We start from the raw sequence: 21,330 nt of genomic DNA, 5'->3' as shown, positions 1-21,330 counted from the left end.
CGACCTCCGGAGCACACAGGTCTGAACTCCCGAGGCCTGACCGTCTTCGACCCCCGGGGACCGAAGACGGCTCTGTGTCGCTTACCCGCGAGCCCCGGCCACGACACCTACCTCGCGGACCGACGCCGATGCGGGGTGCCGTCATTGTCATGGAAAGATCCACAGAATGGCTACCCCGAAGGAGTGGATCCAAGGCGCCCGACCCCGCACCCTGCCCAACGCGATCGCACCGGTCATCGTGGGCGTGGGTGCCGTCGGCGACCTCGGCGAGGTGGTGTGGTGGAAGGCAGCGCTCGCGCTGATCGTCGCGGTGGCGTTCATCGTCGGCGTGAACTTCGCCAACGACTACTCCGACGGGGTGCGCGGCACCGACGATGACCGGGTCGGCCCGATGCGCCTGGTCGGTTCGCGGGCGGCCGCCCCCGGCGCGGTCAAACGGGCCGCATTCGCCTGCTTCGCCGTCGGCGCACTGTGCGGGCTCGTGCTGGCCGTCACCACGGCGTGGTGGCTGGTGGCGATCGGCGCGATCTGCATCGCCGGCGCCTGGTTCTACACCGGCGGCCGCAAACCTTATGGCTACATCGGCCTCGGTGAGGTCGCCGTGTTCGTGTTCTTCGGGCTCGTCGCCGTCCTCGGCACCCAGTTCGTGGTGAGCGGCTCGATCGACTGGGTCGGCGTGCTGTGTGCGATCGCGGTCGGTTCGATCTCGTCGGCGGTGCTGGTGGTCAACAATCTGCGTGACATCCCCAGCGACACCGAGTCGGGCAAGGTCACTCTCGCGGTTCGGCTCGGCGACAAGCGGACTCGCGTGCTGTTCGCGGTCTTGCTGGCGGTACCGCCGGTGGTGAGCGTGGCGTTGATCGGGGCCACCCCGTGGGCGCTGCTCGGCTTGCTCGCCGCGCCCCTGATCTGGGCGGCGTATCTGCCGGTGCGTCGCGGCGCCACGGGTCCGCGGCTCATCCCGTCGCTGGGTATCACCGGGCAGGCGATGCTGGCGTGGGCAGTGCTGACGGCTGTGGGATTGGTCATCGGTTAGTCATCTCGGTTCGGCGTGTCGACCGGGGCGCCAATATCCTTGGCCCATGCGCGCTACCACTGTCCTGGTGCGCGGACCGAATCGGCGCAGACGGCGCCGGCAGGCGTTGTTGGCCGCGGCCGTGTGCATGGTGCTCGTCGCCACGCTGGTCGTCGGGGTGCTGGGGTATCAGCTGTTCACCCGCGACCACTCCGACCCGCTGCGTCCGGCCGATGCCATCGTGGTGCTCGGCGGCGAGCACGACGGCCGCGAGGACTATGGGCTCGAGCTGGCGGCACAGGGCTACGCCGACACCGTACTGATCTCCGATCCCTACCGGCCGTACCAACCGTCCGAACGCGAACTTATGAACCGGGTCTGCGATGCGAGCACCGACACGATCGAGGTGATCTGCTTTGCGCCGCAACCGTCCACCACGCGCGGCGAGGCGATGTTCACCCAGCAGATGGCCACCGCCCGCGGATGGCGCTCGGTGATCGTGGTGAGCTGGCGCTATCACCTGGTACGGGCACGCTACATCTTCGGCCAGTGCTCCGACCGCCAGGTCATCATGCGCGGTGTACCGCGCAGCTACGCGCGGTCACCGGAGAGCTGGGCGTACACATACGCCTATCAATACGGCGGGTTGATGAAGGCCACGCTGCTGGGCTGCAACGCATAGTCGTTTCCGGCCGCGCCGAGTGGCCCCATACTCAGAGGTTTGTTAGCATGGTGAACGTTCTTGTCGGGGCTTTATCCGCAATTCACTCGGGTGTGGATTCCCCCCCTTTCACAACCGGTGAGCCGGATGATGAGAACACCGAGCACCGCGTGCGCCGGCTTGAACTCCCTGCCGCACGCGGTGCTCATCTCGTTGGATTCCGTCATGTGCGCCAGTCCTCGATCATCTCCGCCAACAGCCGTCGGCGTTCGCGGACGAGGTCGAGTCCCGACGCCGACAGCAGCCGGGCGTGGATGGGTTTGGTCAGCTGATGCAGCACCCCCATGCCGAACAGCCAGACCGCGACCGGCGCCAGGTCCGTCAGCGGGTTGGCCAGCCCATCAATAGCCGCGACGATGACCAGTCCGAGCAGCGCGAGCGTGGCGACGATAACGGCCTCACCGGCCATCCAATACCAGGGCGTCCAGCCCCACACGCTGATCAGCGCGAGGACCGTCGCCGACACCACCACCGTCACGATCGTCGCCAGCATCAGCCGGTCGGAGTGACCGTTTTGCGCCACACCCCACTGCAGGAATGACTGGACCCATCCTCCCTGTGGGAGTGCGTCGACGACCTCGAGGGGTTGGGCACAGCGTTCGAGTGCGCGGGTGCTCGTGCACGGATACCAGGCGAGCAGCGTCGCCGCCATCGCGGCGATCACGTACAGGACGCCGGTGGCCACGATCGCCGCGATCCGTCCCGCGGACGGGCGGGCCGGCCGTCCGGCGGTCACCGACCGGCGATACAACCACCAGGCCAACAGACCACACGCAGCCACCACCAGCACCATCAGTTCCGAGCCGACAGCCAGCCACCACGGCGGCCGCAGGAACATCCAGGCCCCGCCGACCACGAACACCAGACCCACCACCATGTTCGCCCAGTAGCGTCGGGCCGCGCGTCGTCGGGAGTCGGCGATCACCTGCGGCCACACACCGAAACGCTTCTCGCGGATTGCCGAGTCGAGGCGCTGGGGCCGAGCGGCGTCGAAATGCTGTGCGACGACCCGCCATCGGCGCCGCACACCACGCCCGAGCACCATCGACAACCCACCGATCACGATGATCACTGCCAGAAAAACCCGCTGCCCCGCCATGCCGGTCACCGCCGCACCCAACAGTGCCGCCGCGGCGCAGGTGACGGCCAGGGCACCGATGAGGCGCAGCGGGTCGGCGAACAGACAAGCGATCACCACCAACGGGCGCACCAGGATCAACGCCACCAGGCGCAGCGCCCGACTCACCAATCCACCCGACCGCGACGACGGCTGCAGGCCGCGGACCACCAGCGGCAGGATCCGCGACACCAGCGCGAACCGGTACAGCGCGGGTAGATCCGGCAACGTCTCCCCGCCCACCGTGGCCAGTCGACGCTTTAACGACTCGGCCCCAGGATCGGTTCCGGTGCGGCATGTTTCGTCGCCTTCGGCCAGGATGAGCCGCCGCGGATCGTCTTTCGGCTGTGGCGCGGGCACGCCCAGGTCGCCGAGCAGCTTCACGATGCCGGTGGCGGCATCCAACCGACCCCAGTACCAATCGTTCTCGCGCCACCGCTTCGACAGGAAACCGCCGAAGCGATTCAGCTCGGTTCCGGCGAGTTTCATGTCGGCGCGCGACAGTGTCCTGGTCTGCGTCACCAGGTCGTCGATGATCGTCGCATTGATCTCTGCCGGATCGACCTTCTTGCGCACCCACTGCTGAACCTGCTTGCGCGCGGCGGCCTTCCGCAGCGGCATGAGGTCGATCCCATGCACCTCGGTTCCCGCTGTGTCACCAGTGATCGTGGAGAACGTCACCCCCGACGCCGTCGTCGTCGGAATCCCGGCGGGCAGACACAGGCGCACGAGGTGAAACGCGCTGGGATCGGCGATGTCGGCGAGTACCCCGTAGATACCGAGCCCGGCTCGGTCTGGCAGGCTGCTCGTCGCGGCGCGGATACATCGCAGTTCTGAGTCGAGGACCGTGCGGATCGTCGGCAACAGTGTTGTCCCGCCGTCGGTTCGGCGCGCACCCATCTGCGCCAGCAGTCCGTAGAACTCGCCGTCACTTGCCGTTTCGCCGGACGGGGCCGTCGTGATCGCCGCCGCGAGTTCGTCGTCGATCCGCCAACGACTCTGACTTTCCAGGGCAGCCTCGAGCCGACATGCCAAGAGCATCGTGGCGTCGTCGCGCAGCAGTATGCTGCGGTAGGTGGTCTCGTGCCGCACATACAGCAGCATGGCCAGGCACCGATAGAGAATGTTCTTGCTGCGCAACAGGTCTACCGATGCGTGGTGACCGAGTTCCTGAATCCAGGTGATCAGCAGCACCGCGGTGTCGGCAAGGCCGTCGACGTCACCGGAGATGAAAGTGTCGCGGGCGACGCTGCCGGTGTCGCTGCGGAATCCGTCGTAGACCTCGGTGACCGCCGCCGGTACCGCGTCCGGATCCGGCAGCGCGTCGGGGAGGTCGGCGCCGCCGAACGGCGGCACGCAGAAGTGTTCTCGAGGATTGCGCAGCAGTTCGGCGATGGCCGGGATGTCCCGGCCGATCCGGGCGTCGAGGTAGGCGGGGAGCCAGGAGTCGGGGTCGGTCGGGACCGCCGGATCGAGCACCTCGGCCAGCGACGTCAGCCGACGCGCCACCGACGCGCAGCGCTCGTTGTACTGCTGTACCGCCATGATCTCGTCGTCGGCGGTCTCGGTGCGGGTGCGCAACGCCATCGATGCCCGGATGACCTGTACCCAGTCGACGCCGACCGGATCGAAGCGGACGTCGTCGGGCAACATGGTCGGATATGTCGCCGCCGGGGGCTGCGGGTCCAGATAGATCAGGTGCCGACGTGATTCCTCGGTGGCGGTGGCGCGCTGAATGGCTCGCAACGCCCGGTCGATCGGGATGTTGTCGAACACCCCGCCGTCGACGACGTCGAAGCGGTCGCGGTCGCGCCCGAGTCGTCGGCGCACATCGTCGGCGAGCGTGGCCGACCGCGCGTACGGGAAGACCGGCGCCATGTTCCACACGTGATCGCCGGGCATGCCGTCGTCGTTGTGGGGGTCCTCGGTGATCGAATGCACCGACGCCGGTTCGAACGCGCCGGGGAACGACGACGTGGCGCGCGCGGCCAACGCCATCCGGCCTAGAACGGATGCACGCCGCTCGTCCGACAGTAGGCCGTCGGATAGGCCCGGGATGGTGGAGAAGCGGGTCGTCAGGCCCCCAGGTCGCCGCATGAAGGTGAACCCGGCCTGGTTGCTGAGGTTCGGTTCCTGCGGATCAGGCAACACGGTGGCCGCGAGCTCCACGGTCAGTCGGTCCACCGCGGTCTGCGCCGTGCCATCAGCGCCGCCGGCGGTGGCGATCTCGGCAAGGGTGTCGGCAGCGATGGTGAGGAACTGATCGTCGCCACGCAGGATCGACGGCACCCGACCCACTCCCGGACGTCGCAACAGATCCCACAGTCCGCCGCGGTCCTTCCACATGCGCAGCACGATGTCGTCAGTGGCCACGCCGTAGGACTGGGCCAGCGCGAACAGGATCGCATTCAGGCCGCCCGCGCTCGCGCCGGCGAGGATGTCGAACTCGACATGGTCGTGGCCGGCCGCATGCACCATCTGTCGGTAGATCTGGGCGCGGTGAGCGCGAGCGATCCGGCGTGGGCAGGCGGCTCGCGCGTCGGCCGGGCAGGCGTCGTCTGGACACACCGGATCGGTGTCGGGTTCGAGCAGGGCGCGCCGCAGCACATCGAGTTCAGCGACCGCACCCCCGATCCACACCGCCATGCTCACCCCGCCGCGCATGGCGAGTGCGATGCGCAGCGTCGGGCGCCGCGCGGGGTCACCGTCGGCGAGCGCGTCGGTGTCGGCACGAGACATCGTCATCGGGCCCTCGTTCGGGGGTTCGGGATCGGTGTCTCATGGTGACAAGAACGACGCCCGCAATCGCCCACCGCCCGGATCTCGGCGCGGTTCTGTTATCGAAATGTGCGAACCGTGACACCGCGGTTCGTTCGGCCGGATGACACCGGCCCCGGATCAGCCGGCGAGGCGACCTGGCCGCACGGCGGCGTCACAGCGTGTGACCGTCGGCGCGTTGGCCCGACCGACGCTTGCCGCGATCTCGTTGATCGAGGTGTAGCCGTCCTCGATCGCGCGCACGAGCAATGCGATCTTGGTGGTGGCCGGACGCCCGGCGGCGCGGTACTTGCCGCGGATACGGACCAGATGGGTACGCACGGTGGCGTCGGTGATGAACAGTTCCCGGGCGATCTCACGCATGGGCCGGTCGGCGACCCACCGGACCAGCACATCGACCTCACGGTCGCTCAGCACCGGGGATGAACGGTGTTCCCGGACAATTGCGTTCGTCATCATTACATTCCTCACACGCGCAGAGCTCCTGCAGATCAAACTAGGCGCCCGTCACATACAGGAACAGACACATGTTTTCGTGCCCCCAGGCCAGGGGTCAGCTGAACGAACGAATGCCGCCGGTCTTGTCGATCTCGGAGCGCACACTGCTGCCGTCGCGTCGACGATGCAGCACCGAAGCCGCGATGGAACCGTGCGGGGGCGCCACCCGCACGAACACCTGCCCTTCTCGCGCCTCGGCGAGCACCGTGCCGGCCAGATCGCTGACCGCTGAGGCGACCCGCGAGTCGATCGGATCGGAATCCTGGCCGTCGACGCGTGCGTCCGAATCGTCGATGAACACCACTTCCACCCCTTTCGCGCGGGCCTCGTAGGCCGGCTCGTCGAGGTCGAGCGCCGACATCAGCGGAGCCCGCAGCCGGTCCCGCAGGTGCGCCTCGAGCAACGCGCACTCGATGCGCTCGTCGGCGGTCAGTACCGCACCGGAAGCGATGCGTTCGAGCATCGGCCGCGCCAGATTGTCGAGCACGGCGACCTGAGCGGACCGTTCCTCGTCGGCGGCAGCGTCGGCCGACAGCCGTGCCACCTGCGTGATGGTCTGGGCGCGCAGGGCGAACACCGCACGCGCGGTCGGCCGCAGGGTGCGGGAGAACAGCGTGCCCATGACGAGCGGCGCGAAATTGACCGCGACCATCGTCAACGCACCCACCGGCGACCGTCCGAGACTTTCGGCCCAGACCGCGTAGACGGCAGAGGCCGCGATGAGACCGATCCACGGCGCGAGCAACCGCCCCCGGACACACATGAAGCAGTAGACCGCGGTGATCCCGCTGTGCGCCCACATCACCATCAGCGAGGACGTCCACCCGGCGTCGAGGCCCGAAGAACCCCACAGCGCGAGCGCACAGGCGGTGGGCCCGGCCGCGGCCAGCGCGATGGTCGTCGGCAGCGGCAGCGGATCGCCGGGGACCTGCAGGATCGCAATGACCGCCGCGGTCAGGATGACACCTGCCAGGACCGGCGACCACTCCCCCGGCTGCCGGACGACGATGTAGCCGATGGTGGACCAGGTGGACAACAGGAACGCGCCGGCCACCAGCCACGCGCCGGGTTGTCGCATGCCGATGAGGTCGCGCACGTCGTGGGTGATCATGCCGACCACTCCACGACGACCCGGGTGCCGCCGCCGGGGCGTGACATGACGGCGGCGTCACCACCCTCGATCCGCCGGATCCGGCCGCGGATGCTGACCGCGATCCCGAGCCGGGAGGCCGAGATGTGTGTCGGGTCGAAGCCCCGCCCGTCGTCGCGGATCTCTGCGCGCAGCGACGACGCTGATGCCGTCACTGTCACCGTCGTGGTCGCGCCCGCACCGGCATGCCGACGACTGTTGCGCACGGCCTCGGCGGTGGCCGACGCGATCGCCGACACCGCCTCGCCGGGGTAGCTTGGCAGCGCATCGTCGGCGTCTACGGCCACGGTCAGCGTGGGATCCACCAGCCCCACCGCCGCCCGCACCTGGCTGATCGCGTCATTTCCGCCCACAGCGTCTGCGCTGTCGCCGACCGCGGCACGCTCCACGGCGGCCAGTGCCGCCCGCGCGTCCTGGGCGAGTTCGGGCGATCCGCCGCGACGCGACGCCGTCAGCAGCGTTGACATCACATTGTCGTGGGTCAGCGCATCGAACCGGCTGCGCTCGGTCGACCGCGCATCCGCGGCAGCTGCGGCCGCGGTGGCGCGGTATGCCTCCGACCGCGTGCGGTCGAGAATGCCCGCTGTGCGGATGGCCATCACCGCAGCGGACACGAAGATCAGTGAATAGGAACATCCCCAGGCGATGTCGACGAACAACGGTCCGTTCAGATCAGCCGGCCGCAGGACGTGACTGACGACGATGACCGCCGCGTTGACGACGACCAGGTAGCCGAAGGCGATCATCGGTCGGAACGCGAGGGCGGCGGCGATCGCCGCGAGCCCCGGGAACTGCGACATCCAGATCCCACCGACCACGTTGAGTTCGGCTCCCGACCACGCGAACCACCACAGGGCCAGCGACAGCGCGTACCCGCACGCCGCCACCGCGGCGACGAGTCGGATGCCACGGACATCGGCCCAGCGGCCCGCCGGCCCCAATGCCAACCCCGTGCCGAAGGTGAGGATCACCGCGAGCACGGTCCACCAGGGTTGCATCACCGCGGTCGAGTCGATCACCAACGACGAGGTCATCAACGCGTAGGCGAGGTAGCCGACGGCGACGAAGCCCGACATCAGCCGCAGGATGCGGCGGCCGGCCTGCTCGTCGCGTTCGTCGCGCGCGTCGGTCACCGACGGAAGCGCCGGGGTATCGGCAGCCATCCGTCCTCGATCGCGCGCTTGTAGAGATCTGTCTTGGTGGGCGCGGGCCGGCCGGCGGTGTTGTAGCGCCCGCGGATGCGGTTGACGTAGTCGGTGACGGTCTCGGTGGAGATGTTCAATTCTCTGGCCACCCGCGCCGACGATTCCCCGGCCGCGTACAACTCGAGAACTCGACGCAATTGCGGCGACAGATCCACGAATCCGGGATCGGAATCGATGGCCGCCGCCCAATCGATACTGGGGACGGTGTCACCGGACAACGCGCGCCGCATGGCATCGAGCAATTCCGCTTCGCGGGCATTCTTGCGGACCACGCCCATCACTCCGGCGCTCGCGGCCTGGCGCACCATGAACATCTCGTCACCCGAGGTGTAGACGAGGACGGGGATACCCGCCGCACGCAACGCCTCGATGTTGGCGATCGGCGACGTCCCGTCGCCGAGACGGAGGTCCAGCAGCACCAGGTCGAGCTCGGTGGCCATGGCGAGCAACGTATTCACGGTTCCCGCGCCGGCAACGAGCTCCATATCCGACTGTTCGTCGAGGGTGGCCCGCAAACCGCGGACAATCTGCTCATGGTCGTCCACGACTCCGATTCGCCATACCCTGGGCGGCGGTTCGGTCATGTCCACCATCATCGCTTATGGCTCCGACACAAGCGCAGAGAAGTCCCCGTTTTGTTTCATTCCTTCGCACGACATGCGCATTCGACGACCGTTTTCACAAATTACGGGGAATGCGATTTGTTTGCATTCGAAAACAAAATCGTGACCACTCACGACGCGGGCCGGCGTCCGGGGTCGGCCGGCCGCAGCGCCCAGCCCGGTACCCAGTGCGTCACCTTCTCCTGACGATCGCGTGCGGTGATGGTGTAAGTGACCTTGCCGTACCACTCACCCCACTCCGAGCGTGCCCAGGCGGTGAGCACGCCGAGGTGGACCGACCGGATCTGCAGACCGTCGGGGAAGTACTCACCGGTGTGGTGTGGCGTCTGTGGATACAGCGCGTTGAGGTCGATGAGCACCGCCTTGTGACCGACGGGGAAGAACACCGGCCGTCGTGGCTGGCCGCTGTCGCCGCCGATCCACTGCATACCCACACTCGAACATTAGTTCGAGTGTGGGTATGGGCTCAACCGCGCAGCGTAGTGAGGCCAACGTGCCGTTGGGCGACACGTTGGCCTCACTCGCAGGGCGCGGTGGCACTCCGGTCAGATCTCCACCTCGACGTCAGGCAGACTCGCCCAGACGGCCGCCTTCAGGCCTTCGGGTGTGGTGGCCGACTCGATCACCGCGCGCGACGCGTCGTCGGCGGTGTCGATGATCGCCAGCAGCAGGTACTCCGGGCGCAGCCGACGATCGCCACGCTCGCGGGCGATCTCCAGCGCGCGCGCCAGCGCCGAGCGCGTGGGACCGGCAAAGCGCGGACGGCTGCCCCGGCCCCGGGGCCCGCGCCGTCCACGACCGGGCTCCCACGGTCCGTCGTCGGCGAAGGGGCCGCCGGCGCCGAATGGGCCGCGGGGGCCACCGGGGCCGAAGCCGCCCGGACCCCAGCCCTCGGGTCCGCGCATCTCGGGACCCCAGTCGTCGGGACGTCCGCCGTCGGGGCCGCACCCGCGGTGAGGTCCGTGGCCATGCCGGTGACCGGGCCCACGTCCACGCCCGCGACCGCGCCGACCGCCGGGGCCACGATCGGGGCGTCGAGCCCAGCCGTCGGACAGATCCTCGCCGAACCGGCCTCGGACCGCCTCGCGAACCTTGTCGAGGTCGATGCCGATGCTGCGCAGGGCCTCGCGATCTTCGTCGTAGCGCTGTTGCGTCGATTCCTCCTCGGAGTCCGACGCTGCCGCCTCGGACTCGTCGTCGTGCTCGGCGTGATACCTCCGCGCCGCGTCACGTGCCGTCGGCAGGGTTAGCCCCTGCTCGGCGAGCAGCGTGAACAGCGGGCTGCGGGCATTGCAGAGCATGCCCAGGATGAGGTGGTCGTTACCGAGGTGCCGATGACCGAGGTCGCCGGCTTCTTGCATGGCGAAGGCCATGAGCATTCTGTCGTCGCGTGTGAATCGCTCAAACATTGTTCGTGTCTCCTTTCGGCCCACTGTCGCGGACCTCGCGGTGTGCATGTTTCTGATGCACGGCCTGGCGGCTGATCTGCAGAACCTCTGCGATCGACTGCCAGCTCCAGCCGTGGGCGCGGGCGTTGGCCACCTGTACGTCCTCGAGTCGGTCGGCCAGGGTGCGCAACGCGCGTACGGCGGCCAGTCCCCGCGCCGGGTCGTCGCTCGCGGCAGCACCGGCGAGTCCGGAGGTGTCGCGATCGGCCGTATCGGCCGGGTTCTGTTCGTCGTGCATGGTGTCAGGTTAAGTTGACAAACCTCGGTTGTCAAGAATTATTGACACGGGCTGCTCGCGCAGGTCCGATCGACTCGCGCAGGTCGGTTCGGCTCGCGCGACTCGTCGACGGGCCGCGTCCTCCCGGTCGGCCCGCGGTCGCCGACCCGACCCGCGTGAGACCTGTCGAACGACGACGGATACGAGTGGCGGCCGCCGCTTCACCAGGGCAGGCGCAGCCCGATATCGGGTTGTCGCTCGATGTAGCCGGTGGGACGCTCCCCGACGACGACCCGCACGATGTTGCGGAAGGCGTCGGAGTCCGGGTCACGCCAGTAGTCGCCGTGTCCGTCGACACCCGCGACCGGTGAGCGCGAGCCGTCGGCGCCGGGTGCGTGAAAGCCGGTGTCCATCCGGAACACCCCGGGCGCGGAGTCCGGGTCGTCGCCGTGCGGATTTCCCGACAGTGCCTGCACCCACTGGATCGGATCGCCCGGCGCGGTCAGCGAGTAGCGCTCGACGGCGGGGTTCGCGTTGCGCCACGGGCCGTCGAACACGCCGGTGCCCGCCGACGACGCATACACCACCCGGTCGGCGCGCAGCCCGAGCTGCTCGGCCGAACCGACCACCGATCCGCCGTAGGAATGCCCGATCACGGTCACCGCCGCCCCGGGCGCGCGTTCGGCGATCTCGGCGTCGAGCTCCGCGGCGAACCCGACGAGGCCGGGCGCCATCTCACGCGCGAACCGCGGATCGGCCGCCGAGCCGTCGAGGGATTCCGCCACCGCGGCGGCGGCACCCAGCGCGTGCCCCAGCGGACCGGCCAGCGATCCCGCCAGCGCGCCCGCACCGAGCGCATCGTCGAGACCCTCGTAGCCCATCGTCTGCGGCAGATCACCGTCGAGATAGACGAATACGGGACCACCGGTGGCGTGCGCGAGTTCTGTTGCCGCGACGACGCTCTGATCGATGGTATCGAGACCCGAGCCGGTGCCGGGCACCAGCACCGCCGCATTGCGGGTGTCCGCACACACCTCCCCGACCATCTCGATGACGTGGCCCCGGGCGTTGTCGAAGGCGATGAACCGGCGTCGACGGCCGTCGGCGAGCGGTCGGAGCAGATCCTCGAGTCGGCGTGCCCGCACGCCGTCGGCCCGACCCGCGAGCCGTTCGGTCTCCAGCGCGGCACGGATGCCGAGATCGTTTGCAGCAGAGCGCAACTCGAAATCGATGCCATCGAGGTTGCCGACCACACCCGGATCGGCTGCGGCGATCCGGAGCCGATCCTCCTCGGCCAGCCGGGACAGGAACTCGCGGCGCGTCGACGGCGTCATCCGAGTCAGCGCGGTCACCACGCGGTCGGCGTCGGCAGTGCTGCCGTCGGGCAGCGTGACCTCGGCGGCACCGCCCGCCGGGATCGCCGCGCCCGGAATGGCCGCCACCAGTTCGTCGATCCGCGCGCCACAGTGCTCGTCGACGGCATCAATGACGTTCATTCCATTGCGGATTCGCACTTCGGCCGTTCTCGAGCGTTCGTCGGGTCCGTCCCGACCGGTGACGTGGCCGTCATCGGTCACGGCATAGCCGTCGGCGATCACGCCGTCGACCTCACCGAGCACCACCGCACGCGCCCGGGCGAGATCGGCGCCGGCTCGGGCGGCCTCCTCGGCGATCTCGACCAACATGCGACGTATCTGTCGGGCCCGCACGTCGGTGTCGTCGACGAATCGCTCTGCGGCGACGGCGGTCACACCCGACCAGGTGGTTGCATCGACTGCTCGAACGATCCTGCGCGTCGCGGCGTCGACGAGGTCGGACGCAGCCTGGGCTGCGGCGCCGGCTGCGGAAATCGCCGCGGGTCGCCACTGACGGAGCTCTGGGATCGTCGGCCGCATCAACGCTCGATCCGCAGACGGCTGGCCGACGTATCGTCAGTGTCGGTCACCGCGGCCGCCAACCCGGCGAGCACGACGCTCATCTCCTGGAGTCGCCCGCAAAGCGACTCGGCCGTGCTCCGGAGGGCATCGTCGGCGTCGAGCAGCGCCCGCATGGTCCGCCCCTGCGCAACGGGTGGCACCGCATCATCCTGTCGGGCAATCAGTTCGAGCGTCGAGATACGCCTCGCCTCGGTCCGCCAGGTGCCGACGCCCGCGGCGATCTCGGCGGGCATCACGCGGAGTACATCGGGGGACGGGAGTGGCATCGGGGGCTCCTTACCAAGCCGGCGAGAACATGAGCGACGAAACGTGTCGTCGGTCATTTGGACGCACCAGCGGGGGCAACGGTTCCTCCGGTTTCGGCGCCGGCATGGTTGTCGGGCCGCGGCGACCGTGGGCCGGTAGGCTCCGCGAGATGGGATTGCGAGCATTGACGCTGGTACACAATGTGCTGCCGGAGTACCGGCGGGCCATCGTCGGGTCGCTGTTGCCGGCGATGGAGCGTCGCGGCATCGCCGTGGACATCGTGGCCGCCGACGAGGACGAGCCGTTGCCCGCGCCGGGCGAGGTGGATCTGGTGGTGGTGACGGGCTCCACCGATTCGGTGCACGACGAATCGCTGTCGTGGATCGGCCGAGAGCGCGAGTACCTGCGTACGGCCATCGGCGCTGGCGTACCGATCTACGGCATCTGTTTCGGCGGGCAGATCCTGGCCAGCGCGTTGGGTGGCACGGTCGCCGTGAGCAGCCGACCCGAACACGGTTTCGTTCCCGTGACCTCGACGCGGCCCGAGTTGGTGGCCGAAGGGCCGTGGATGCAATACCACTACGACACGATCACCGTGCCCGACGACGTGGAGGTCATCGCCCGCAACGAGGCGGGCGTGCAGGCCTTCGTGAGCGGACCGCATCTGGGCGTGCAGTTCCACCCCGAGATCGACCCGGAGTGCTTTGTCGCTTGGCGCGACGGTTTCTCCGGGACGCGATCGGATATGTCGGAGGACGGGGTGGATCTCGAGGCGCTGGCAGCGTCGATCGCGGCGCGAACCGACGCCGCTGCCGACGATTGCGACGTGCTGTTCGAGCGTTTCCTGGCGCATGCCGGACTGGATGTGGTGCGGGGCTGAGTGGTTGGGCGGGAGTGGTCTCGATACGGCCCTCGCCTAGCGGCTCGGACCTACTCGACCACCGACAAAACGGCACCAACACCGGGGCGACTCGGACCTGTCCGACCACCGACAAAACGCCGCCACCTCGAGGCGGGCGGGGCTATTCGTCGAGGATGGATTCGCTGATGTTCATCCGGGAGGCCCGCATTGCCGGGACCAGTGCGCCCACGATGCACAGGCCACAGGCGACCGCGACGAAGATCAACGTCGACGGGCGCGGCGAGTACGCGATGTCGATCGAGGTGGTGGCCGACAGGAGCTTGTCGGACAAGAAGTGCAGCGCCCCACCGAGTATGACGCCGGTCAGCGATCCGATGAGCGCGACCCCGGCGGCCTCGGCAACCACCATCCGGGACACGAACTTCCGGGAGGCACCCATCGCGCGCAGCACGCCGAGTTCACGGCGACGTTCGATCACCGACAGCAGCAGGGTGTTCAGCAGCGCCACGGCGGCGGCGAGCGCGACGATCCATTGGATGGCGACGGTGAAGGCGCCGGCCTGCTCGGCCTCGGCCTGCGCGGATTCGAGCGCCTCGGTCCCGGAATGCACATCGGCGATCCGGTTGCCCGGCAACGGGTACTCGGCGGCGACCGCCTCGAGGTCGGCGCGAATCCGGTCCTGGTCGACCGCCGGGTCGGTGGACACCTGGAGGTAGGTGTCGCCCGGACGGTCGAACCACTCCGACAGCTGTTCGTTGCTCATCGCGGCCGTACCCGAACCCATGGAGATGTAGTTGACCAGATCACGCACCACCACATCGCGATAGCCGGTCGGGGTGGCCATCCGCAGCGTGTCGCCCTCGGCCACGTCGAGGGTGCGGGCCAGTACGGTGGACATCAGCATGCCGTTCCCGGCGAGTACCTGCTGCAGGGCTTCGGGATCGGCCTTCTTCACGAAGGGCGCCAACGAGTTCGGTTCCAGTCCCTGCACGTAGATCTTGGCCTCGTCGACGTTGATCGACGCCCACTGCGCGCCGACCACCTGCGTCACCCCGGGGACTTGCGCCACCGCCGGGGCGATCTCGGCCGGCAATGCGGGACCCACCGGCAGGCCACCACTGTCGGCCGAGGACACGTAGAAGTCCGGGTCGGCCAAGCCGTCGAGCGAGCCGGAGATCGAGCTGACCAGGTTGTCGAGTGCACCCGAGGTGCCCATCCCGACCGCCACGGCGACCGCCACCGTCATCAGCGTCGCCCAGGCCCGACGCGGCGCACGTTCGGTGTTGACGGCGGCAAGCTGACCGGGACCACCGAAGCGGCGCGACAGTCCCACCACCAGCGCCACCAACGGCACGGTGAGCGCGTAGCACAGCAAGAGCCCGCCGACGGCGAACACCGCACCGGCCAGGATGGCCGGGCGACCGGGAACGCCGACGGCCACGAACCACGACGCCACCAGCAGCACCACACCGGCGATCCCGGAGATCCACACGCCGCGACCGTTCTTGCCGGTGCCGTCGGCGACCTCGCCGGCGACCATCGCTTCCACCGGGGACACCGCGAACACCGATCGGGCCGCCAGCGTCGTCGCTGCGACACAGGCGAATATGCACGCGAGGATGGCGATCACCGGCGCGTACCACGGCAGGTGATAGCTCACCGCCGTCGCCATCTGATCGGTGTTGGCCTCCGGGATCCGACCGATTGCCCAACGTCCGGCGAGAACGCCAACCGGCACGCCCAGCGCACCACCGACCAGACCGAACAACGCCGACTCACCCAGCAGGTCACCGACGAGGTGACCGCGGCGCGCACCCAGCGCACGCATCATCGCCAACGACTGCCGACGCGAGGCGACCGCCATGTTCATCGTGTTGAACACCAGGAAGCCGGCGATCACCAACGAGATCAGCGAGACCAGCAGCGTCGCATCACGTGTCACCGAACTCGCCGTCTCGGCCTGCGCGGCGCGGAAGTCGGGGTCCACCACCACGGCCCGACCGTCCACGACGTCGGCCACCGACGACTTCACGGTGGCGATGTCGGCGCCCGGTTGCGCCACGATCAGGATGGAGTCGACCTTGCCCTCCTGGGCCGCCAGCCGCTGCGCGAGCCCGAGGTAGGCGAAGATGAAGTTGCCGCGGTTGAGGACGTCGGCCTGATCGCCGCCGATCACCGAGATGACCTGTACATCAACACCATTGATGGACAGGCGCTGGCCTTCGGTGAGTCCGGTGGCCGACCCGGCGACGATCCCGTTGTCGAGATCGCCCTCGTCGATGCCCTGCGATTGTTGTTGAGAGACGGCTTGTTGCAGATCACCGGACAGCGCGGTGACGCGGAAATCCGACCCGAGCAAGGCGATGTTGCGGTCGTCGATCACCACCGAGTCGCGGATCAGCGGTACCACCGATTTCGCGTCCGGGACGTCGCGGCGGATCTCGGCAGGGAGTTCGTCGTCGATGCCGGAGTCGGCGATGGCCGCGACCTCCACCTGAGCGGAACCGCTGATGGCCGCGTTGACCTGGCGCACCGATTCGGTCAGCGAGCCGTACAGCCCGAGTACCGAGATCAGCAGCGCCGACGCGACGACCACCACGAGCAGGGAGGTCACCATCCGCAGCCGATGCGTGCGGATCTCGCGCAAGTTGAGCACCCGGATCCGCGACAGCCCGGACGCCACCGACCGCACCGGACGCAGCGTACGGGGCGACGATCGACTCACGCGATCTTCCCGTCCCGCACCGTGATGGTGGTGTCGGCGACGTCGGCGGCGTGCGCGTCGTGGGTCACCATCACCACCAGCCGGTTCGGGGTGTCGTGGGCCACCTCGGAGAGCAGTTCGAGCACCGAGTCACCGGTCTTGGAGTCCAGGTTGCCGGTCGGTTCGTCGGCCAGCAGGATGGTCGGGTCCATGATCAACGATCGGGCAATGGCGACGCGCTGCATCTGCCCGCCGGACAGTTCCGACGGACGGTGATTGACGCGCGCCCCCAAGCCGACGCGTTCGAGCAACTCGACGGCACGCGGTTTGGCCTTGCGTAGCGACTGACTGTCGAGCAGGCGCGGCAACGCAACGTTCTCCCACGCCGACATCGTCGGCACCAGGTTGAAGAACTGGAACACGAAGCCGACGCGGTGGCGGCGAAACGCCGACGCTGCGTCGTCGTCGAGCGAGCCGAGGTCGGTGCCGTCGACCGTGATGGTGCCCGAGGTCGGGGTGTCGAGTGCGCCGAGCACATGCAACAGCGTGCTCTTCCCGGCACCCGACGGGCCGACGATCGACGCGAACTGCCCGCCGTCGAGGGTCAGGTCGAGCCCATCGAGGGCCCGTACCCGCTGATCGCCCATCTGGTACTCGCGCACCAGATCGACGGCCTTGACCAGGGGTTCATCCGCGAGAGAGCTCACGCGGGTCATGGTATCGGACGACGGTGAGGGTGCCCTTAGTCGGATCGAGTGCCCACTCAACGGAAAACGGCACCCAGTGAACGGGAAACGGCACCCACTCGACGAAGCTGCCGTTGAGTGGGCGCTGTTTTCCGTTGAGTGTGCGCTGTTCTCCGTGTGCACCCGCCGGTCAGGCGGTGGCGCCGGTCCAGTGGCCGGAGGCCAAGAATTCGTCGAGGACGGCCGTCGGCTCGGTCAGGTCGAATCCCTGCCGGCTCAGCCAGTCGTCGTCGAAGTAGGTGTTGGCGTACCGATCGCCCGAATCACACAGCAGGGTGACCACGCTGCCCGGCTGACGCTGCGCGGCCATCTCGGCGACGATCTGCAGCGCACCCCACAGGTTGGTGCCGGTGGAGCCGCCTACGCGACGGCCGAGTCGGTCGCTGAACAGTCGGGCGGTGGCGATGGACGCGTTGTCGGGAACGCCGATCATCCGGTCGATCACCTGGGAGACGAACGACGGCTCCACCCGCGGCCGCCCGATCCCCTCGATCCGGGAGCCGAGCTCCGAGCGCAGGGCACCGTCGCCGGTGTCGTAGGCCGGTAGGAACACCGAGTTCTGTGGGTCCACCACCGCAAGCCAGGTGGGGTGGCGCCGATACCGTACGTAGCGGCCCAGCGTCGCCGACGTCCCGCCGGTCCCTGCACCAACCACGATCCAGGTCGGGATCGGATGATCCTCTTCGGCCATCTGGGCGAAGATCGACTCGGCGATGTTGTTGTTGCCGCGCCAGTCGGTGGCGCGCTCGGCCATCGTGAACTGGTCGATGAAGTGACCGCCGAGTTCCGCCTCGAGCCGCAACGCCTCGGCGTAGACGTCGCCGGGCCGGTCGACGAAGTGGCAACGTCCGCCTTCCCGCTCGATCAGCGCGGTCTTGGCCGGCGAGGTACTCGAGGCCATCACCGCGATGAACGGAACCCCGATCAGCTTGGCGAAGTAGGCCTCACTGACCGCCGTCGAACCCGACGACGCCTCGATCACCGTGGTGCCCTCGGTGACCCACCCGTTGCAGATCGCATAGAGAAACAACGATCGCGCCAGCCGGTGCTTGAGCGAACCGGTGGGATGGGTGCTCTCGTCCTTCAAGTAGAGCTCGATGCCGGTGTCACGGCCGGCGTCGTCGGTCCATCGTGACCAGTCGGGTAGCGCGAGCCGGTGCAGATGGGTGTCGGCACTGCGACGGCCGTCGGCCTCGATCAGGCGAACCGCGTTCTCCGACCATGTCCGGTCGCGACGGTGGTCGACGATCCTGGTCGGCTGCACAGGGTCAGTCCGACGTGCCGCGCAGCCGCGACTGCAGGTCGTCGTGCCGGGCTCGGCGCGCATTGTCGACGGCGGCGATCTGACTGTTGACCCGCAACCGCAGCTTCTTGAACAGGACCAGCCCCAACGGCAGCGCGATGAGCACGCCGAACACGGCAGCCACCAGCAGCGGCACCTCGACCCCGACGAGGGCACCGATCCCGAGGATGAGCGCCGCAACCACGACGACCAGCGCCAGGCGGGCCACGGTGTACATCGCCACCGCCAGCGCGACACTGCCGGCCGATGCGTGGGTGTCAGCCCCCTGGGTGTCGGTTGCCGGGGTGTTGGGTGCCGGGGTGTTGGGTGCCGGGGCGGACCCGGATGCGTTCTGATCTGTCACGAATACGCCTTCTTTCCGATCTCTGCACACCAGGGTACTGGGGTTATCCGGCCATCCGGGCGCCCCCTCGGACGACAGATGCGGCCGGGAATGCCGGTTTTGCACTCTCTTTACCGTTTCCTGACTGTTCGAACACCCGGCACTCCGGCGTGTATCCATGAGGTGATCCCAGATCGCCATCGTTGCAGGCGGAGAGAGGAACATCGTGACGATCACCGACGCAGCCGGAGTCCCCGGCCTCATCACCCCCGGCCTCGCGAGTCAGCACACCCTGACGCCCGGTCAGGTGGCAGCCATGTTCAACGTGAACCCGAAGACCGTCGCCCGCTGGGCCAGTTCCGGTCTGCTCGGGTCCATCCGCACGCCCGGCGGACACCGTCGGTTCCGTGAGTCCGACGTCGTCGAACTGCTGAACCGCCGCACCCACTGAGCAGGCTCTGCCCCGCTCCGTCGCAACCTCACGTACGCTGGTTTACGGGAGGTTGCCATGACGTTTCTGTTTGCCTTGATCGGCATTGCAGCTATTGCTTTCCTGTTGTGGCGTGCCTTCGGCCCCCAACTCGGAGAGTCGGACGAGCGCGACGAACACGCACCTCGTCGATCGGCCAAACCGTCGGGTCCCGTCGGCCCCGACGACGACCCTGATTTCCTTCGTGACCTCGATCGTCGGACCCGTGGCACCAACGGGTCCGACGGCGACGACGCCTGACCAGGCGCCGAAGTTACGGCCACGTACCCTACCCCGAGGTAGGGTAATCTCGTTTCACGACGTAGTTCGGACGACAGCGGGAGCGGTCGACCGCACCGGTGGTGAAGGCACAACGATCGACGTTGACGCGGGGGATACACGAGGGTGACTGCCGGTGATGCGCGCCGAACGCCGGCGCATGAGGACGATGCCAGTTTCGCCGAGAAACTGGGCTATCTGTTCGAGCATTCGCGCGACGAGAACGGCGCGCCCTACACCGGGAAGAAGATCGCCGAGCGCGCCAATGAGCTCGGCTACTCGCTCTCGGACGCCTACATCTCGCAGTTGCGGACCGGTAAGGCGCGCACGCCGTCGTTCCGGACGGTGGAGGCCATCGCCCGTGCGTTCGAGGTCAGCGTCACCTATTTCCTGGCCAATCCCGACGAAGACCTCGAGCGGGTGCGGCAGCAACGCGACTATGTCGAGATGCTGGCGACCACCGGCACTCATCTGTCGGGTATCGATGTGGGGCGGATCTGCCCCGACACCATCGACGTGCTGATCGATCTGCTCAAGGTGGTCAAGGCCCAGGCGCAGGCGCAGGGCGACACCTTGCCGCCGCCCGGAGAAGCGCCGAACCCGACCGGACAGAATCCACAGTGATCAGAGTCCGCCGCGGTTTGAGTCCGGCGTGATCAGAGTCCGGCATACGAGTGCAGCCCGGACACCACCAGATTGATGATGAACAGGTTGAAAAGCAGCGCGACGAAACCGGCGATGTTGATCCAGGCCGCCGCGTTGTTGCGCCACCCGGCCGTGGCCCGGGCGTGCAGGTAGGCCGCGTAGATCACCCATGCGATGAACGACACCGTCTCCTTGGGGTCCCAGCCCCAGAACCGGCCCCAGGCCGCCTCGGCCCAGATGGCGCCGCAGATCACGCCGAGCCCGAACAGCGGGAACCCGAAGACGACGCACTTGTAGGCCAGCCGGTCGAGCGCATCGGCGTTGGGGATGTGCGCCACGATGCGGCGCATGCCGGCCACGAATCCCTTGCCGGTCAGCGGATCCGCGGAGTCGTCGGCGTCGGACGCGTTGGCCCCCCAGCGCATCTTGACCAGGTAGAGGATGCTCGCGACGCCCGACACCAACAGCACACCCGACGAGATCGAGATGATCGAGACGTGCACGGCCAGCCAGTACGACTTGAGTGCCGGCACCACCGGCGCAGCCTGCGTGTAGAGCCAACGTCCGCCGATGAACATCAGCAACGACACCGGCAGCAGCACGAACGACAGCAATGGACGATGCTCCGGCTTGCGCAGCACCACCAGCCCGGCGACCACGCACGCGGCACACGTCAGCGAGATGAACTCGTACATGTTGCCCCACGGCGCCCGGTCGGTGGCGACACCGCGCAGCACGATCGAGGCGATGTGCGCGATCAGCCCGACGAAGACGACCGGGTAGGCCATCGCCGCCAGCCGCGAGCCCTTGCTGCGACGCGGCGCGGGACCGTCGATGCGGCCGGGGGCGCGGTCGTCGACCGCGACTGTCGCGCCGCCGGCGGTCACCATTTCGGCGGCCGGGGCGAGTTTGCGTGCCCGCGCCCCGGCGAGCGCGGCCAGAAACAGGAACATGGCCAGCACGTACACCGTGATGGCGGTGCCGAACAGAAGGTCGGAGTAACGCGCGAGCGTCTCGTCGACCTGAATGGAGCCCGTGTTCATGG

The 21,330-nt window shown here is 68.2% G+C and carries 21 protein-coding genes; 6 read left to right on the top strand and 15 right to left on the bottom strand.

Features of this window, described 5'->3' with window-relative positions:
• Positions 1-166 precede the first annotated feature (166 nt).
• Positions 167-1,036: a 1,4-dihydroxy-2-naphthoate polyprenyltransferase gene (locus tag OSB52_RS03065; protein WP_266060117.1), complete on the top strand. Its 870-nt coding sequence runs from the start codon at positions 167-169 to the stop codon at positions 1,034-1,036.
• Between the two features lie 46 nt (positions 1,037-1,082).
• Positions 1,083-1,697 (top strand): YdcF family protein, encoded by a 615-nt coding sequence (locus tag OSB52_RS03060; RefSeq protein WP_266060115.1) that lies wholly within the window; start codon positions 1,083-1,085, stop codon positions 1,695-1,697.
• Positions 1,698-1,899: 202 nt separating this feature from the next.
• On the opposite strand, the gene OSB52_RS03055 is transcribed toward OSB52_RS03060, so the two are convergent.
• From OSB52_RS03055 to OSB52_RS03010, 10 genes are all read right to left on the bottom strand, one after another.
• Positions 1,900-5,598 (bottom strand): DUF3376 domain-containing protein, encoded by a 3,699-nt coding sequence (locus OSB52_RS03055; protein ID WP_266060113.1) that lies wholly within the window; start codon positions 5,596-5,598, stop codon positions 1,900-1,902.
• Positions 5,599-5,751: 153 nt separating this feature from the next.
• Complete coding sequence (locus OSB52_RS03050; RefSeq protein WP_266060112.1) at positions 5,752-6,087, bottom strand: response regulator transcription factor; 336 nt, start codon at positions 6,085-6,087, stop codon at positions 5,752-5,754.
• A gap of 97 nt (positions 6,088-6,184) precedes the next feature.
• The gene (locus OSB52_RS03045) at positions 6,185-7,240 is read right to left on the bottom strand and encodes a DUF8320 family protein (protein WP_266060111.1); all 1,056 of its coding nucleotides are present in this window, start codon (positions 7,238-7,240) and stop codon (positions 6,185-6,187) included.
• Positions 7,237-8,442 (bottom strand): ATP-binding protein, encoded by a 1,206-nt coding sequence (locus tag OSB52_RS03040; protein WP_266060110.1) that lies wholly within the window; start codon positions 8,440-8,442, stop codon positions 7,237-7,239. The genes OSB52_RS03045 and OSB52_RS03040 overlap by 4 nt, the downstream gene beginning before the upstream one ends.
• Positions 8,409-9,068 (bottom strand): response regulator transcription factor, encoded by a 660-nt coding sequence (locus OSB52_RS03035; protein WP_235724070.1) that lies wholly within the window; start codon positions 9,066-9,068, stop codon positions 8,409-8,411. Before OSB52_RS03035 ends, OSB52_RS03040 begins: the two co-directional genes overlap by 34 nt.
• Positions 9,069-9,217: 149 nt before the next feature.
• Positions 9,218-9,535, bottom strand: a complete 318-nt coding sequence (locus OSB52_RS03030; RefSeq protein ID WP_235724161.1) for a hypothetical protein — start codon at positions 9,533-9,535, stop codon at positions 9,218-9,220.
• Between the two features lie 117 nt (positions 9,536-9,652).
• Positions 9,653-10,516, bottom strand: coding sequence for a Clp protease N-terminal domain-containing protein (locus OSB52_RS03025; RefSeq protein ID WP_266060108.1), 864 nt, complete (start codon positions 10,514-10,516; stop codon positions 9,653-9,655).
• Complete coding sequence (locus OSB52_RS03020; RefSeq protein WP_235724072.1) at positions 10,509-10,793, bottom strand: helix-turn-helix domain-containing protein; 285 nt, start codon at positions 10,791-10,793, stop codon at positions 10,509-10,511. Before OSB52_RS03020 ends, OSB52_RS03025 begins: the two co-directional genes overlap by 8 nt.
• A 200-nt stretch (positions 10,794-10,993) precedes the next feature.
• Entirely contained in the window at positions 10,994-12,667 is a 1,674-nt protein-coding gene (locus OSB52_RS03015; protein WP_266060107.1) for an alpha/beta hydrolase, read from the bottom strand.
• Entirely contained in the window at positions 12,667-12,975 is a 309-nt protein-coding gene (locus OSB52_RS03010) for a hypothetical protein (RefSeq protein WP_266060106.1), read from the bottom strand. Before OSB52_RS03010 ends, OSB52_RS03015 begins: the two co-directional genes overlap by 1 nt.
• Before the next feature lie 149 nt (positions 12,976-13,124).
• Here OSB52_RS03010 and OSB52_RS03005 point away from each other — a divergent pair, with 149 nt between their 5' ends.
• Positions 13,125-13,835: a type 1 glutamine amidotransferase gene (locus tag OSB52_RS03005; protein WP_235724075.1), complete on the top strand. Its 711-nt coding sequence runs from the start codon at positions 13,125-13,127 to the stop codon at positions 13,833-13,835.
• A 142-nt stretch (positions 13,836-13,977) separates the two neighbouring features.
• Here the strand turns inward: OSB52_RS03005 and OSB52_RS03000 are convergent, their stop codons facing one another.
• From OSB52_RS03000 to OSB52_RS02985, 4 genes are all read right to left on the bottom strand, one after another.
• Positions 13,978-16,542: an FtsX-like permease family protein gene (locus OSB52_RS03000; protein WP_266060105.1), complete on the bottom strand. Its 2,565-nt coding sequence runs from the start codon at positions 16,540-16,542 to the stop codon at positions 13,978-13,980.
• The gene (locus OSB52_RS02995) at positions 16,539-17,168 is read right to left on the bottom strand and encodes an ABC transporter ATP-binding protein (protein WP_372512315.1); all 630 of its coding nucleotides are present in this window, start codon (positions 17,166-17,168) and stop codon (positions 16,539-16,541) included. The genes OSB52_RS03000 and OSB52_RS02995 overlap by 4 nt, the downstream gene beginning before the upstream one ends.
• Positions 17,169-17,397: 229 nt before the next feature.
• Positions 17,398-18,531, bottom strand: a complete 1,134-nt coding sequence (cds1, locus tag OSB52_RS02990) for an L-cysteine desulfhydrase Cds1 (RefSeq protein ID WP_266060102.1) — start codon at positions 18,529-18,531, stop codon at positions 17,398-17,400.
• A gap of 4 nt (positions 18,532-18,535) precedes the next feature.
• The gene (locus OSB52_RS02985; RefSeq protein WP_266060100.1) at positions 18,536-18,913 is read right to left on the bottom strand and encodes a DUF4229 domain-containing protein; all 378 of its coding nucleotides are present in this window, start codon (positions 18,911-18,913) and stop codon (positions 18,536-18,538) included.
• Between the two features lie 205 nt (positions 18,914-19,118).
• On the opposite strand from OSB52_RS02985, the gene OSB52_RS02980 reads away from it, so the two are divergent.
• The 3 genes from OSB52_RS02980 (at position 19,119) to OSB52_RS02970 (ending at position 20,264) form a co-directional block, all read left to right on the top strand.
• On the top strand, positions 19,119-19,343 hold the full coding sequence (locus OSB52_RS02980) for a BldC family transcriptional regulator (RefSeq protein ID WP_235724080.1): 225 nt from the start codon (positions 19,119-19,121) through the stop codon (positions 19,341-19,343).
• Between the two features lie 57 nt (positions 19,344-19,400).
• Positions 19,401-19,622: a hypothetical protein gene (locus OSB52_RS02975; RefSeq protein ID WP_266060099.1), complete on the top strand. Its 222-nt coding sequence runs from the start codon at positions 19,401-19,403 to the stop codon at positions 19,620-19,622.
• A gap of 144 nt (positions 19,623-19,766) precedes the next feature.
• Positions 19,767-20,264 (top strand): helix-turn-helix domain-containing protein, encoded by a 498-nt coding sequence (locus OSB52_RS02970; RefSeq protein WP_266060097.1) that lies wholly within the window; start codon positions 19,767-19,769, stop codon positions 20,262-20,264.
• A 32-nt stretch (positions 20,265-20,296) separates the two neighbouring features.
• Here the strand turns inward: OSB52_RS02970 and ccsB are convergent, their stop codons facing one another.
• Entirely contained in the window at positions 20,297-21,328 is a 1,032-nt protein-coding gene (gene ccsB, locus OSB52_RS02965) for a c-type cytochrome biogenesis protein CcsB (protein WP_266060095.1), read from the bottom strand.
• Between the last annotated feature and the right edge of the window lie 2 nt (positions 21,329-21,330).

Origin of the sequence: Gordonia aquimaris (genome assembly GCF_026262595.1) — a bacterium.
Taxonomy (GTDB): Bacteria; Actinomycetota; Actinomycetes; order Mycobacteriales; family Mycobacteriaceae; genus Gordonia; species Gordonia tangerina.
The sequence above is the reverse complement of the archived record's forward strand: the minus strand, read 5'-3'. Positions and strand labels throughout refer to the sequence as shown.